This is a genomic window from Polaribacter reichenbachii, from assembly GCF_001975665.1.
Classification (GTDB): domain Bacteria; phylum Bacteroidota; class Bacteroidia; order Flavobacteriales; family Flavobacteriaceae; genus Polaribacter; species Polaribacter reichenbachii.
The window spans coordinates 2,573,017-2,586,909 of record NZ_CP019419.1; the positions used below are offsets into that span (position 1 = coordinate 2,573,017).

Consider the following 13,893-nt stretch of genomic DNA (forward strand, 5'->3'; position numbering starts at 1 on the left):
AAATGGATTTCGTAAAAAAAAGCGGAGCAAATTTATGAATTAATAATGATATTATTATTGATAAGTTATTATTAATTACTATGGTTTAATAAGTATTTAATAATAAATTGTAAGTATTATTACGAATTTTTATTTCTAATAAATATAAAAGCCATATCACACAATTTCTTGTTATAATATGGCTTCTTTAAAATAGTTTCTGAACTGCTATGTATTACTACAGATGGCAAATAAAAGTAAACTTTTATATTTCTTTTTTTTAAGAAATTACTTTCACTATTTCTGGTTTGAAACATCCTTAACATTGTAAAATAAGTGTAACCTTTTTTTACTAATTACGATTATTTCAGATTGCTTTTCCTTATATTTTAATCTATTTATAATTTTAAATACTTAGTTTTTCTAAATTATTACAAAGATTTTACGTTACATTAGATTTCTTTAATATTATTAGAACTTAGTATTAACTTTCGTTTTGTATTATTTTCTATTAATTTTAAAGCTTTTTGATGAATCTAAGCTACTTTTCTTAATTTAAAATTATATTTCAAATTATAAATAAATTTAAAGTTTATCGAATAAAGCAATATATAAAGAACGTTACTTTAAAATTTACAGTAATTCTTTTGATCTGTTTTTAAACTTTCATAAGAATTATGTTGTAAATTCTGAAATAAATTTACTTATATTTTATGAATATGAAAAATATTTAACAATAAATTCATTAACATAATATGAACTAGGCTTATTAACAATTGTTAACAAAAAAAGCATTGCGAATATCCGCAATGCTTTTTAATCTTTTTATGTAAGAAGTATTATCTTCTTTTTTCAGTAATTCTAGCTTTTTTACCAGTAAGACCTCTAAAGTAGTAAATACGTGCTCTACGTACTTTACCTCTTTTGTTGATTTCAATTTTTTGAATAGAAGGTAAGTTAACAGGGAAAATTCTTTCTACACCTACAGTACCAGACATTTTTCTGATAGTAAATGTTTCAGAAGTACCAGCACCTCTTCTTTGAATTACAACTCCTCTAAAAAACTGAGTTCTAACTTTTTCTCCTTCTTTAATTTCGTAATACACAGTAATTGTATCACCAGCAGCAAATTCTGCAAATTCTTTTTTGGTTACAAATTCGTCTTGAACAAATTTTACTAAAGATTCCATCTTTTATATTTTATAGGTTTGGTAAAGCAACATTCACGATTCTCGTCAGAGGTTAGTTTAGCGAGTGCAAATTTATACAATTTTATTAAAACCCAACATTAAAAAAAGATTTATTTTCTATTAATTTTTATCACTTTAATTTAAAGAAATAGTTGTGTATTAAAAGATTAGGTGTAATATGTTTATCAAATTTTAAACTTGCCATAATATTACAGTTACAATTGTACAATAGTTTTGAGTAGCTAACAAAAAACAACAATGCAACCAACTGTAACAATTACTCAAAAATCAACGAATAGGTTTTTTACTTCATTATTTAAAGTACATAATAGGTTAGTCGATAACTTATCTGTTGTAAAAAGAGAGATTCTTTTTATTTATACTTTATTTTTTGCTACTTCAATCCTCATTATTTCAATCTTTAATAAATATGCTTTGCATTTAAAGATAAACAAATTGCATTCTTCTTTTTTTGATGTGTTTTTTAAATATGCTACTTTTTTAGGTGATGGTGCAATTTTCGGTGTTTTAGCTATTGTTTTTTTGTTTGTTAAAAGAAAAATGTTTTATGTTTTTGTGGTTAGTGGAATTTTAACTTTACTAATAACGCATTTGTTTAAGAAGATTTTATTTAAAGGTATTTTAAGACCAGCAGCAGCTCTGAGTGATAATACTTTACATTTGGTAGATGGTGTAAAAATGGCAATGTTGAATTCATTTCCTTCTGGGCATACTACAACCGCTTTTGCTATATTTACAATCCTGTGTTTGTATTTTGCAAAATGTAAATCGCAATATTTATGGATTTCTTTAGCTATTATTGCAGGTTTATCTAGAGTTTATCTATCTCAGCATTTTTTAATTGATATATTTTTTGGCTCTTTTATAGGCATCATAATAGGTATTGTAAGTATGTCAATATTTTGTAAAGCAAATAAAGTGAGTTAATGCAAAAATCGTATAGAAATTATGCATTGCTTTTTATTGCAATTAGTACAGTCTTTAGAATATTTTGGGCTAGTCAACTTGAATTTGGCAATGACGAAGTTTATTATTGGTTATATGCAAAATATCCAGATATAAGTCATTTTGATCATCCAGGAATGGTTGGTTTTTTTATTCAATTTTTTTCTTTCAATCTTTTTTTTGATACTGAATTGGTGCTCAGATTAGCCGCAATTTTACCAATAAGTATAGCAATGTATGTTGTTTATTTGATTGGAGTATTTATTAAAGACGAATTTATCGGTTTTTTAAGTGTTCTATTATTCAACATCAGTATTTATGGTTTAATAATTTCTGGAACTTTTATTTTACCAGATGCACCAATGGTTTTGTTTTGGTTGTTGAGCTTTTATTTTTTGATTCAAGTAATTCCAGAATTACCAGAAAAATCAAGCACTTTAAAGCTTTTTTTAGGTTTTTTATGTGTTGGTTTGGCTATTTATTCTAAGTACCAAGCTGTATATTTATTAATAGGTGCTTTTGTTTATGTCTTGTTTTTTAATCGAAAATGGTTAAAAAAAGGAAAATTTTATTTGGCTTTTATATTCCCTTTGTTTTCAGTTTTACTGATATTATATTGGAATTACCAAAATGATTTTATCAGTTATAAATTCCATAATAATCGTGTTTCATTTTTTAATTTGTCTTTTAATAAAGACGCTTTTTTAAGAGAAATTTTAGGTCAATTGATTTATAATAATCCTTATGTTTTTGTTTCTATACTATTAATGTTAGTTGCTTTTTTTAGAAATAAATTCGTTTTTGATACCAAAATCACCAATTTCTTTTTGCTATTTTCTTTGCCATTAATTGCAACAACAATTTACCTTTCTATTTCTAGAGATACTTTGCCTCATTGGTCTGGAGTGTCTTATTTAACACTAATCCCTTTGTTGGCTGTTTATATTTCGAATCATAAAAACATCCAAAGAAATTTAATTCGAGGATTTTGTTTTTTGTTGATATTACTAAGTGTTGTAACCATAGAAATTAATAATGGTTGGTTTTTACCAACACCAAAATCAGCAAAAAAGGAAACTTTAGGAAAGCAAGATGCTTTAATGGATTTGTATGGATGGCAGCAAACTTCAGAAAAAGTGAGTAAAGTTTTAAATGATAAAAAGTTGACGCATTTACCAATTATATCAGAAAAATGGTTTCCAGCAGCACATATTCATTATTATATAGCCAGACCAAATAATATGTTGGTTTATGGAGTAGGTGACTTACCAGCAATTCATAAATATTATTGGATTAATAAAAAACAACCTCCATTAAAAAACAAAGAAGTACTTTATATTACTGATAGTAGAAACTTTAAAAATCCTGAAGAGATTTTTAATCAATATGATGAATTTCAGTTGGTAAAAACGATTTCTATTACAAGAAATAAGAAAGTAGTAAAAAATGTTTTTATTTATTTGTTGATGAAGGATTAGCTTTATAATTTTCGCAATAAAACACCCAAAATTTACGAACTTCTTTACCATTTCTTTTGATGATAATTGGTGCTAATTCTGTTACTTTATCAAAATAATTATTGATTTTTGGATGATTTTCGCCTTTTTTATCCTTGTTTTTAAAACGTTTATCAGAATCTATAAAAATGGCGTTTTTACCATTTAAAGTCGATAAATTATCACCTAAATAATCGAAATGTAAAGCAGGTAAACCAATTATGTTTTGTGCATACACTTTATCATCCATATAAAAGTTTAAACAAGCTGAAGTTTTATAATTATCATCAGAAAAAACAAAAGTATTGGTGTATTCTTCTTGTAATTTTTCAGTTTCTATAGCGAGTTCTTTCCAGCCAACCCAAGTGTCATCACTTTTAATTGGTACTAAATAAAATAATACTTCTAAGGCAACTAATAGGTGAAAAACGATTGAGAAAATAACCTGAATTTTCAACAGTTTCTTATTAATAAACATTCCTGCTAAAATTATTCCTGTAATGTAAGAAGGCATCATCCAATTTAGTTTAACCCAATAAATAGGAGTTAGGCTAAAAAAGCCAACAAAAGTTGGGATAAAAAATGCCAATAAAAACAAGGTTTTAGATTTTGGAAGTTTAAATTTTAAAAGCGCTCTTTTTATAAATTTAAAGGTAAATGTGATAAATACTAAAAATAAAACAGGCAATAATAAAAACAGTTGATGCCCAATTGCACCAAAGAAATAACCAGCATCAAGTTTAAACTCTGTTATAGAACTAGTTCTTTCTGAAGATTGAAATGCAAACGAAGCAAATTCGTTTTGATAGTTCCAATACCAAACAGGAAAAGTAATAGCGACAGAAATTATAATGCTAAGCCAAAACCAAGGAGAAAGTAGTAATTTTCTGTATTTTTTCGAGAAAATTAAAAATAGAATTAAACCAATCTGTAAAACTAAAGCAGTGTATTTACTATTAAATGCAAGGCCCATTGCAATTCCACCAAGAATCCAGTATCCTTTTTTTTCTTCAAAAATTGCTTTGTATAAGCAGATAAGACTCAGTGTCCAGAATAATAATAAAGGAACATCTGGAGTAGAATTGAAAGATAAAATAGATATAAATAGGGTAGAAGCGAGTAAAATGATTGCATTTTCTGCTTTTTGTTTCGATAAAAAGTAAGAAGCTAATTTATAAAAACTGAATAATGTTAAAGAAGTTATTATAAAATCAGTCAGTTTTACAACAAAAACAGATTGCCCAAAAATGTCTGTAAAAAGTCTTAAACAATAACCTATCATCCCTGGATGATCGAAATAAGACAAAGATAAATTTTGCCCATATAAATAATAGTAGGCATCTTGAGGCATTAAGCCCATAAATGGTAATAATATCAACCTAAAAAGTTGAAAACCTAAAACCCAAGAAATGGCTTTGTTATTTTTTATAAATGATAAAAATTTACTCATTATCCAATAAATCAGGTCTTATTTGTTGGGTTCTTTCGTAAGCTTTTTCGCTTCTCCAATCTTCAATTTTTGGAAAATTACCAGACAATAAAACATCAGGCACTTTCATTCCGTCAAAATCTGCAGGTCTTGTATAAACAGGAGGAGACAATAAATTGTCTTGAAAAGAGTCTGTAAGTGCAGATTGCTCATCACCAATTACACCAGGAATTAAACGTACAACAGCATCTACTAAAACTGCTGCAGCCAATTCACCACCTGTTAAAACATAATCGCCAATAGAAATTTCTTTGGTAATGAATTTGTCTCTAATTCTCTGATCTACACCTTTATAATGCCCTGTAAGTATTAAAATATTTTCTTTTAAAGAAAGTGTATTTGCAGTACTTTGATTTAAAGTTTTGGCATCTGGAGTCATATAAATAATTTCATCATATTCCCTTTCTGCTTGTAAATCTTTAATACAATTAGAAATTGGTTCAATCATTAAAACCATACCTGCACCACCACCAAATTGTGTATCGTCTATTTGTTTGTAGTTGCCTAAACCATATTTTCGTAAATCGTGAATTACAATTTTGGCCAAACCTTTTTCTTGGGCTCTTTTTATAATTGAATGATTAAAAGGGCTTTCTAATAAATTAGGTGCAACTGAAATAATATCTATTCGCATAGTGCAAATGTAGGTTATTTATATAGTTTTAAAAATAAGGTTTTTTAAGTTTTGTATTTATCAAGAACAACCTAAATCATTAACTATTTTACGATCATAGTAAAAGGGATACTATATTTAATATTTACAGGTTCACCCCCTTGAGTTCCAGGTTCAATTAGCGGCATTTGTTGCATTACTTTTATCACTTCTTCTTTAATTCTAGGATGAGGAGCTTTAACTTGAATATTTATAATTTTTCCTTTTGTGTTGATTTTAAATGCTATAAATACTCTTTTTCTTCCTTTGCTTAACCCAAGGTTGTTGGGTAAATCTGCATCAAATTTCTTTACAAAATGCATTTGTACTCCTCTGCTAAAACATTTTTTTGCGTCTTCGTAATTTACAGAATTTTCACATCCAGGAAACAAAGGAATTTTTTCTGAACCAATGAAGCTATTTGTTTCTACAACTACTTTACCTTCTTTATATTTTAGTATTTGTAGAAAGTATCTTTTTAAAGGTTCTTTACTTTTAAAATTTAATTTATCAGTAGGATATGCATTAAAAATTTCAATAATTTTTTTGTCTAAAAAGTCTGATCTAGAAGTAGTACTAACATTAAAAACTTTATTCTTTTTATCTAATTCAAAATATAAATTAACTTGATTTTTAATACGACTTAAGCTAGCTATATTTAAATCTATAGTATTTAATTTATCAATAAAAAATTGTGCTAATTCATTTGTAGAATTACGTTTAAAAAGAGAATCGTACTTTACTTCTTTGTTTATTAGTTTTGGAGTTTCTCCTTTTTTATAATTAATTGTAAAACTGTGTAAAGGTTCAATAGGCTTAGCATTTTTATAGCTAATTGTTTTTATTTTAGGAAAATAACTTATGATTTTATCCGTTTCTAAAAGAAATTCTAAAGGAACCTTTGTCTTTTTAGTCATTTTTAATTCACCAGATTTAGTTACTGAGAATTTAATGTAAAGATCAGTTTCTTCTTCTTTAGTATTATCTAAAATACTAAAATCTGCTTTTTCATAAAAAAGTTTTCTTACCTCTAAATTTAGACAAGATTTTATGTCTGGATAAAATTTTAAATCTTCACATTGCTCACAAACAGGAGGTGTTTCTACAACTAATTTAGAACTACAATTAAAAATGTTTTTACTCCCTTTTTTACTTACAATTTGTAGCGAATATCTATTTCTTGTGTCTAAAGAATCTGAGTTAAACTTATCTAAAGAAAATTCTTTAAAAGCACTTATTACAGCTTTATTAAAATCACCAGAACCAAAAGAAGTAATATTTATATGATATGGTTTTCCTTCGTTATTAATAAAAAAAGATAATGTAATATTCTTCTTCTTTGTTTGAAAACGAGCAGTTCTTAATAGTTTTTTCTTAATCTCTTTTTTAAAATACAAAGAAAGTTCGTTTTCAGGATTTGGGTTTGAGAATTTTTCATAATCAAACTCGCTACTGGTTTGCGAAAAGCCAACAAAAAATGAGAAGATTGTAAAAATTAATAAGTAGTTTTTCATAGCTAATTTATTTTGATTTTTAAATAATTATTCTTCAATACTAACATGAAATAAAGCATCGCCTTTATTAACAATCGGAGTTTTATTAATGCAAAAAACGTAGCCATTATGTGGTGCATAAACTCTTTTTTTAAACTCACCAAATGGATCTTGAATAATACCTAAAACGTCTTTCTTTTCTACAAAACTTCCGTTTTTAACCATTACTTTAAGCATACCAGAATGCATAGCACGCAACCATTTCGATTTTTTTACATAGACAGGTGTTTCTCTAACTGTTATTTCTCCTTCAATTAAACCTAAGTGGATTAATACATTTTTAGTTCCGTTTACACCTTCGTTAATAACTGTAGGGTCTAATTCTTTTGTTTTTCCGCCTTCGAATAATAAAACAGTTTTACCCATTTTATGCAAGGTTTCTCTTAAAGACTTTACAATATTATTCGAATACATAATTACTGGCGGATTAAATATTTTTGCCAATTCTAAACCTTTGTCATCATCTTTGTTACAACGAATTTGCGGAACATTATCACGTTGATCTCCACCTGTATGAAAATCGATAACATAATCCACCAAAGGTGCAACTTCCTGTATAAATTGATGCGCAAATTGACTCGCTAAAGAGCCCTTACTAGAACCAGGAAAAACTCGATTTAAATCTCTACCATCAGGGAATTCTCTGGTTTGAATTAGGTAACCAAAAATATTAAAAACGGGTAAGCATATAATTGTTCCGTTTTTTGGTTTGTTAAGTTTTTGGTTAATAATTTCTCTTACAATACCAACTCCATTTATTTCATCACCATGAATACCCGCCATCAATAAAACAACAGGACCAGGATTTTTAGAACGTTCAATAATCAACGGTACTTTTACAGTTGTTCTAGTGTGTAATTTAGCAACTTCTAAATCTAAAACTGTACGTTTTCCTTCAGGAATAATTTCTCCTAAAAGTACAAAAGGGTTATTCTGCATGTATTTCTAAATATCTAATAATTTCTTTAGCAATGTTTTTTCCTGTAGCAACTTCAATACCTTCTAATCCAGGAGATGAGTTTACTTCTAAAACCAAAGGACCTTTAGAAGATTGTAACATATCTACACCAGCAATTCCTAAACCTAAAGCTTTGGTTGCTTTTAGCGCTGTTTTTTCTTCTTCGTCTGTTAATTCAATTACAGTTGCATTACCACCTCTGTGTAAATTAGAACGGAATTCACCTTCTTTACCTTGACGTTTCATGGCACCAATTACTTTACCATCAACAACAAAAGCTCTAATATCTGCACCACCAGCTTCTTTAATAAATTGTTGTGCAATTACTCTTGCGCCTAAACCATTAAAAGCTTCTAAAACAGAAGTTGCTGCATTTTTTGTTTCTGCTAAAACAACTCCTAAACCTTGTGTACCTTCTAATAATTTTAAAACTAAAGGTGCACCACCAACAGAATCTACAACGTGTTCTACATCTTTTGTGTAGTTGGTAAAAACGGTTTTTGGTAAGCCAACTCCAGCTCTTGCTAAAATTTGTAAACTGCTTAATTTATCTCTAGATCTTGTTAATGCTTGTGAAGTTACAGAAGTAAAAACCTTCATCATTTCGAACTGACGAATTACAGCAGTACCATAGAAGGTTACAGAAGCGCCAATTCTTGGTATAATTGCATCGATGTCAGTAATATATTCGCCTTTATAATAAATTTTTGGAGATTTTTTTTCAATCTCAATATTACATTTTAAATGATCTACTACAAACACTTCGTGATTTCTTTTTTTTGCAGCTTCTACAAGTCTTTTTGTAGAGTATAAGTTCGGATTTCTTGAAAGAATTACAATTCTCATTATGCTTTGTTTTTTAATTTATAAGATAGATTTTTCTTTGCAGTATCTATCACAAACTTTTTATTTAAAAATTTTCTTCCTAAAAGTAAAGGAAATTTCATGTCTTTACGTTCACTTAATGTTAAATGAATAGGAATTGTAGTATTAAAAATTACAATTTCAGTTTCTATAAGAAACCTTTTTTCTGTAATTCCGTTAGAACTTTTTACAAGTTTAGAAGCATATTTTTTTGTAGTAAACTCCTTATTATTGTAAAATTCATGATCTGGATCTAATAATTTAAATCGGATAAAACTGTTGTTCTCATGGATTATTTCTTCAATATTAGAACAATGAATTGAAGAAGTGTAAGCACCAGAATCAATTTTAACATCAATATTTTCTAGCGAAAATTCAGGGAAATCTGCTTTATCAACTCTTCCAATAGTTATTTTCATTACTTAATTTATAAGAAGTAAAATTAATAAAACTAATTGATTTATAAAGGTAAAAGATTATAGATTCGCAATTGCTGCTTCTGCACAACGTTCACCATCCATAGCAGCAGAAACAATACCTCCTGCATAACCACCACCTTCTCCACAAGGATATAAACCAATAATTTCTGTATGTTCTAAGTTTTCTTTTCTAGGGATGTTTACAGGTGATGAAGTTCTAGATTCTACACCAACTATATTTGCTTCGTTAGTATAATAACCGTGCATTTTTTGACCAAATACAGTAAAACCTTTTCGTAATCTACTACCAATTATTTTGGGCAACAAAGAGTGTAAAGGTGCAGATTTTAATCCTGGTTGATAAGAACAGTCATTTAAATCCGTAGAGAGTTTTCCATCAACAAAATCTACTAATCTTTGTGCTGGTGCTGTTTGAGATCTACCACCTGCATAAAAAGCAATTTTTTCTAAATCTTTTTGAAACTGTAAACCTTTTAAAGCACCTAAATGCTCGTATTTTTTAAAATCTTTGTCAATATCTAATTCAACAACAATTCCTGAATTGGCAAACTTGTTATTTCTTCTGCTTGGCGACATTCCGTTAACTACAATTTCACCATTTGCTGTGGCTGCTGGTACTATAAAACCACCTGGGCACATACAAAAAGAATACACACCTCTGTTATTTACTTGTTGCACTAAGCTGTAAGCAGCTGCTGGCAATAATTCATCTCTAGCTCCTGTACAACTATACTGAATTTGATCTATAATTTCTTGAGGATGTTCTACACGAACGCCCATAGCAAAAGATTTTGCTTTTAGGGCAATTTCTTTTTTATCTAGTAATTCGTAAATATCTCTTGCTGAATGACCTGTAGCTAAAATAACAGAATTTGCTGTCATTTCTTGTTGGTCATTAATTTCTATAGCTTGTATTTTATTTTTTTTGATAATAAAATTGGTAACTCTACTTTCAAAGTGAATTTCGCCACCAAATTTTAAAATCGTTTCACGTATGTTTTCTATAATTTTAGGTAATTTATTTGTACCAATATGAGGATGAGCATCAACCAAAATTTGATCTGTAGCTCCGTGAAAAACTAGGTTTTCAAAAATTCTTCTAACATCACCTCTTTTTAAACTTCTGGTATAAAGCTTACCATCAGAATAAGTACCTGCACCACCTTCTCCAAAACAATAGTTAGAATCTTCGTTTACAAAATGCTCTTGATTTATGGCACGTAAATCTCGTCTTCTTTCTTTTACTTTTTTTCCTCGTTCTAAAACAATGGGTTTGTACCCTAATTCTATACAGCGTAAAGCAGCATACATTCCTGCAGGGCCAAAGCCAATAATATGAATTTCTTTCGCTTTAGAAACATCTTTATATTCAAAAACGTAATCTGATTTTTCTGGGATTTGTTCGTTGATATAAACAGCTATTTTGTAATTAAAAATGATATCTTTTTTACGAGCATCTATAGATTTACGTAAAACTTTTATAGCAGTTATCTCAGATTTATCAATAGAGAGCTGTTTTGCAGCTTTGTAACTAAGAATATTTTCTTTGCGTTCTTCTATTAAATTTACACGTAACTGAATTTCTTTAATCATTTAAAAACTAAAATTATAATGCTTCTAATTTATTTAAAATACCTTGATATTCAGTGATGCTTTCTTTACAAATAGGTAAAATGTAATTCAGTTTTTCTTTTATTATAATTTCGCTTTCTTCTTCTTTTGCTAATAATTCTAAATTGGCAACTTCATCTAAACAACTTACGCCCATTAAACCAAATGAAGATTTTAAAAAATGACAAATGCCTCTAACATCTTCATAATTTACTGTTACAAGGCTTTTTTTTAAGGTTTCTAATCTAGGTAAAGTGTCTGATAAATAGACACCAATTAACTGTATTAGCATATCTTTATCATTAGCAAAAAAACTTTTAATAGAAGTTAAATCAACTACATTGCTAGTTAATATTTGTTCAATTTCCATAATTATTACGTTTTGGGGGTTAAGTAGAAAGATGTTACAAAGATAAATAAAAATCGTAACACTTCTTTAAAATATGAGTAAATCTAATTCTAAGAATAATAGTAATTTAAACGGTATAAGATAGAAATTTAGCTAATTTTAGATAATACTATTCTAAAATTAGCGAAATTGAAAATTTATCTATTTGTTAATCAAAATAAGAAAAAGTATCGCCGTCTTTAATGTTTAAAAGCGATTCATAAATCATTTTAATTACATTTTCTACATCTTCTCTGTGTACCATTTCTACTGTTGTGTGCATATATCTTAAAGGTAAAGAAATTAAAGCAGAAGCAACACCACCATTGCTATACGCAAAAGCATCTGTATCTGTACCTGTAGCTCTAGATAAAGCAGAACGTTGAAAAGGAATATTTTTTGCCTCTGCAGATTCTATAATTAAATCTCTTAATTTTTGTTGTACAGCAGGTGCGTAAGCAATAACTGGTCCTTTACCAATTTCCATTAAACCTGCTTTTTTAGGCTCAATCATTGGTGTTGTTGTATCATGAGTAACATCAGTAACAATGGCTACGTTTGGTTTAATAGTTTGGGTAATCATTTCTGCACCACGTAAACCAATTTCTTCTTGAACAGAGTTGGTTACATATAAACCAAAAGGTAATTCTTTACCATTTTCTTTTAGTAAACGTGCAACTTCAGCAATCATAAAACCACCCATTCTGTTATCTAAAGCTCTACAAACAAACTTATCTCCGTTTAAAATATGAAATTCATCTGGATATGTAATTACACAACCCACGTGAATACCTAAAGCTAAAACTTCTTCTTTAGTTGCACAACCAGTATCTATGGTAATATTATCTGGTTTAGGAGCTTGTTCATTACTTTTATCTCTAGTATGTATTGCTGGCCAACCAAAAACACCTTTTACAATTCCGTTTTTAGTATGAATATTTACAATTTTACTTGGTGCAATTTGATGATCAGATCCTCCGTTTCTAATCACATAAATTAATCCATTATCAGAAATGTAGTTTACATACCAAGAAATTTCGTCTGCATGACCTTCAATAACAACTTTGTATTTTGCATCAGGATTAATAACACCAACAGCAGAACCATAAGTATCTGTGATAAAGGTATCTACATAAGGTTTTAAATAATCCATCCAGATTTTTTGACCCTCCCATTCATAACCAGTTGGGGCTGCATTATTTAAGTATTTTTCTAAAAACTCTAATGATTTTTCGTTTAAAATTGATTTGTCTGACATAATATCTTTTCTGTTTTGTGTAAAAATAAAACGAATTTTTATGAATATCATTTAAAAAAGGATAAAAAAATGAGGTAAAAGTCCTTATTTTTACATTTGTCACAAATGTGAAAACATCATAAAACCAACAAAAATGAAGCTAGTAATTGAAAATTTAACCAAAACCTATAAAAACGGAGTAAAAGCAATTGATAATTTGAGTATAGAAATTGGTACAGGAATGTTTGGTTTGTTAGGGCCAAATGGAGCTGGTAAATCATCTTTAATGCGAACAATTGCAACCTTACAAAGCCCAGATTCTGGCTCAATTACATTTGGCGATATTAATGTTTTAGATGATAATATGTCTTTGCGAAAAGTATTAGGTTATTTGCCTCAATCTTTTGGTGTGTATCCTAAAATGTCAGCGCAAGAATTGTTAGAATATTTTGCAACTTTAAAAGGAATTTCTAAAAAATCTGATCAGCAAAAATTGATAAAAGAAGTTTTAGAAATTACCAATTTATATGAAGTAAGACATAAGTATGTTGCTGGTTATTCTGGAGGTATGAAACAGCGTTTTGGAATTGCTCAATTACTTTTAAATAACCCAAAATTAATTATTGTTGATGAGCCTACTGCTGGTTTAGATCCTGCAGAAAGACATCGTTTTTTAAATGTTTTAAGAGAAGTAGGTACAAACTGTACTGTAATTTTTTCTACACATATTGTAGAAGATGTTAAGGAATTATGTAATGAAATGGCAATTTTAAATGGAGGTGAAATCTTAAAAAATACAACTCCGCAAGAAGCTACAAAAGAAATTGAAGGGAAAATCTGGAAAAAAATAATTAATAGAGATGATTTAGAAGAGAATGAAAAAATGTTCAATATTTTATCATCTAACTACAATCAAGATAATTCTTTAAATATTAGAGTGTATTCAGAAACAAAACCCTCTGACGATTTTGTGTTAGTGCAACCGCAATTAGATGATGTGTATTTTATTGCTTTAAAACAAGATGAACATGCGTTAGTTTAATAGATTGCTAGATTTTTAGATTATTATA

13 protein-coding genes are annotated in these 13,893 nt (G+C 28.3%); 3 read left to right on the plus strand and 10 right to left on the minus strand.

The genetic code is table 11. The features are described from left to right. Positions 1 to 818: 818 nt before the first annotated feature. Positions 819 to 1,169 (minus strand): 50S ribosomal protein L19, encoded by a 351-nt coding sequence (gene rplS / locus BW723_RS10745; RefSeq protein ID WP_068365071.1) that lies wholly within the window; start codon positions 1,167 to 1,169, stop codon positions 819 to 821. Between the two features lie 258 nt (positions 1,170 to 1,427). Here rplS and BW723_RS10750 point away from each other — a divergent pair, with 258 nt between their 5' ends. Next, positions 1,428 to 2,117, plus strand: coding sequence for a phosphatase PAP2 family protein (locus tag BW723_RS10750; protein WP_068365068.1), 690 nt, complete (start codon positions 1,428 to 1,430; stop codon positions 2,115 to 2,117). Further along, positions 2,117 to 3,613 carry an ArnT family glycosyltransferase gene (locus BW723_RS10755; RefSeq protein ID WP_068365065.1) on the plus strand — a complete coding sequence of 499 codons (1,497 nt, stop codon included), beginning with the start codon at positions 2,117 to 2,119 and terminating at the stop codon, positions 3,611 to 3,613. The genes BW723_RS10750 and BW723_RS10755 overlap by 1 nt, the downstream gene beginning before the upstream one ends. On the opposite strand, the gene BW723_RS10760 is transcribed toward BW723_RS10755, so the two are convergent. From BW723_RS10760 to BW723_RS10800, 9 genes are all read right to left on the minus strand, one after another. Then, positions 3,588 to 5,081: a glycosyltransferase family 39 protein gene (locus tag BW723_RS10760; protein ID WP_068365062.1), complete on the minus strand. Its 1,494-nt coding sequence runs from the start codon at positions 5,079 to 5,081 to the stop codon at positions 3,588 to 3,590. The genes BW723_RS10755 and BW723_RS10760 overlap by 26 nt on opposite strands. Further along, entirely contained in the window at positions 5,074 to 5,754 is a 681-nt protein-coding gene (gene trmD / locus BW723_RS10765; protein WP_068365059.1) for a tRNA (guanosine(37)-N1)-methyltransferase TrmD, read from the minus strand. Before trmD ends, BW723_RS10760 begins: the two co-directional genes overlap by 8 nt. Before the next feature lie 83 nt (positions 5,755 to 5,837). Beyond that, positions 5,838 to 7,286, minus strand: coding sequence for an energy transducer TonB (locus BW723_RS10770; RefSeq protein ID WP_068365056.1), 1,449 nt, complete (start codon positions 7,284 to 7,286; stop codon positions 5,838 to 5,840). A 27-nt stretch (positions 7,287 to 7,313) separates the two neighbouring features. Beyond that, on the minus strand, positions 7,314 to 8,264 hold the full coding sequence (locus tag BW723_RS10775) for a succinylglutamate desuccinylase/aspartoacylase family protein (RefSeq protein WP_068365053.1): 951 nt from the start codon (positions 8,262 to 8,264) through the stop codon (positions 7,314 to 7,316). Further along, complete coding sequence (gene rimK / locus BW723_RS10780) at positions 8,254 to 9,129, minus strand: 30S ribosomal protein S6--L-glutamate ligase (RefSeq protein WP_068365051.1); 876 nt, start codon at positions 9,127 to 9,129, stop codon at positions 8,254 to 8,256. Before rimK ends, BW723_RS10775 begins: the two co-directional genes overlap by 11 nt. Continuing rightward, positions 9,129 to 9,566 carry an ATP-dependent zinc protease family protein gene (locus tag BW723_RS10785; protein WP_068365048.1) on the minus strand — a complete coding sequence of 146 codons (438 nt, stop codon included), beginning with the start codon at positions 9,564 to 9,566 and terminating at the stop codon, positions 9,129 to 9,131. Before BW723_RS10785 ends, rimK begins: the two co-directional genes overlap by 1 nt. Before the next feature lie 57 nt (positions 9,567 to 9,623). Next, the gene (locus tag BW723_RS10790; RefSeq protein ID WP_068365045.1) at positions 9,624 to 11,180 is read right to left on the minus strand and encodes an NAD(P)/FAD-dependent oxidoreductase; all 1,557 of its coding nucleotides are present in this window, start codon (positions 11,178 to 11,180) and stop codon (positions 9,624 to 9,626) included. Positions 11,181 to 11,193: 13 nt separating this feature from the next. Then, a complete protein-coding gene (locus tag BW723_RS10795) occupies positions 11,194 to 11,568 on the minus strand; it encodes a hypothetical protein (RefSeq protein ID WP_068365042.1) in 375 nt (124 codons plus the stop codon). Positions 11,569 to 11,755: 187 nt separating this feature from the next. Continuing rightward, complete coding sequence (locus tag BW723_RS10800; RefSeq protein ID WP_068365258.1) at positions 11,756 to 12,844, minus strand: M42 family metallopeptidase; 1,089 nt, start codon at positions 12,842 to 12,844, stop codon at positions 11,756 to 11,758. A gap of 133 nt (positions 12,845 to 12,977) precedes the next feature. Between BW723_RS10800 and BW723_RS10805 the strand changes: the two genes are divergently transcribed. After that, the gene (locus BW723_RS10805; RefSeq protein ID WP_068365039.1) at positions 12,978 to 13,865 is read left to right on the plus strand and encodes an ATP-binding cassette domain-containing protein; all 888 of its coding nucleotides are present in this window, start codon (positions 12,978 to 12,980) and stop codon (positions 13,863 to 13,865) included. Positions 13,866 to 13,893 lie beyond the last annotated feature (28 nt).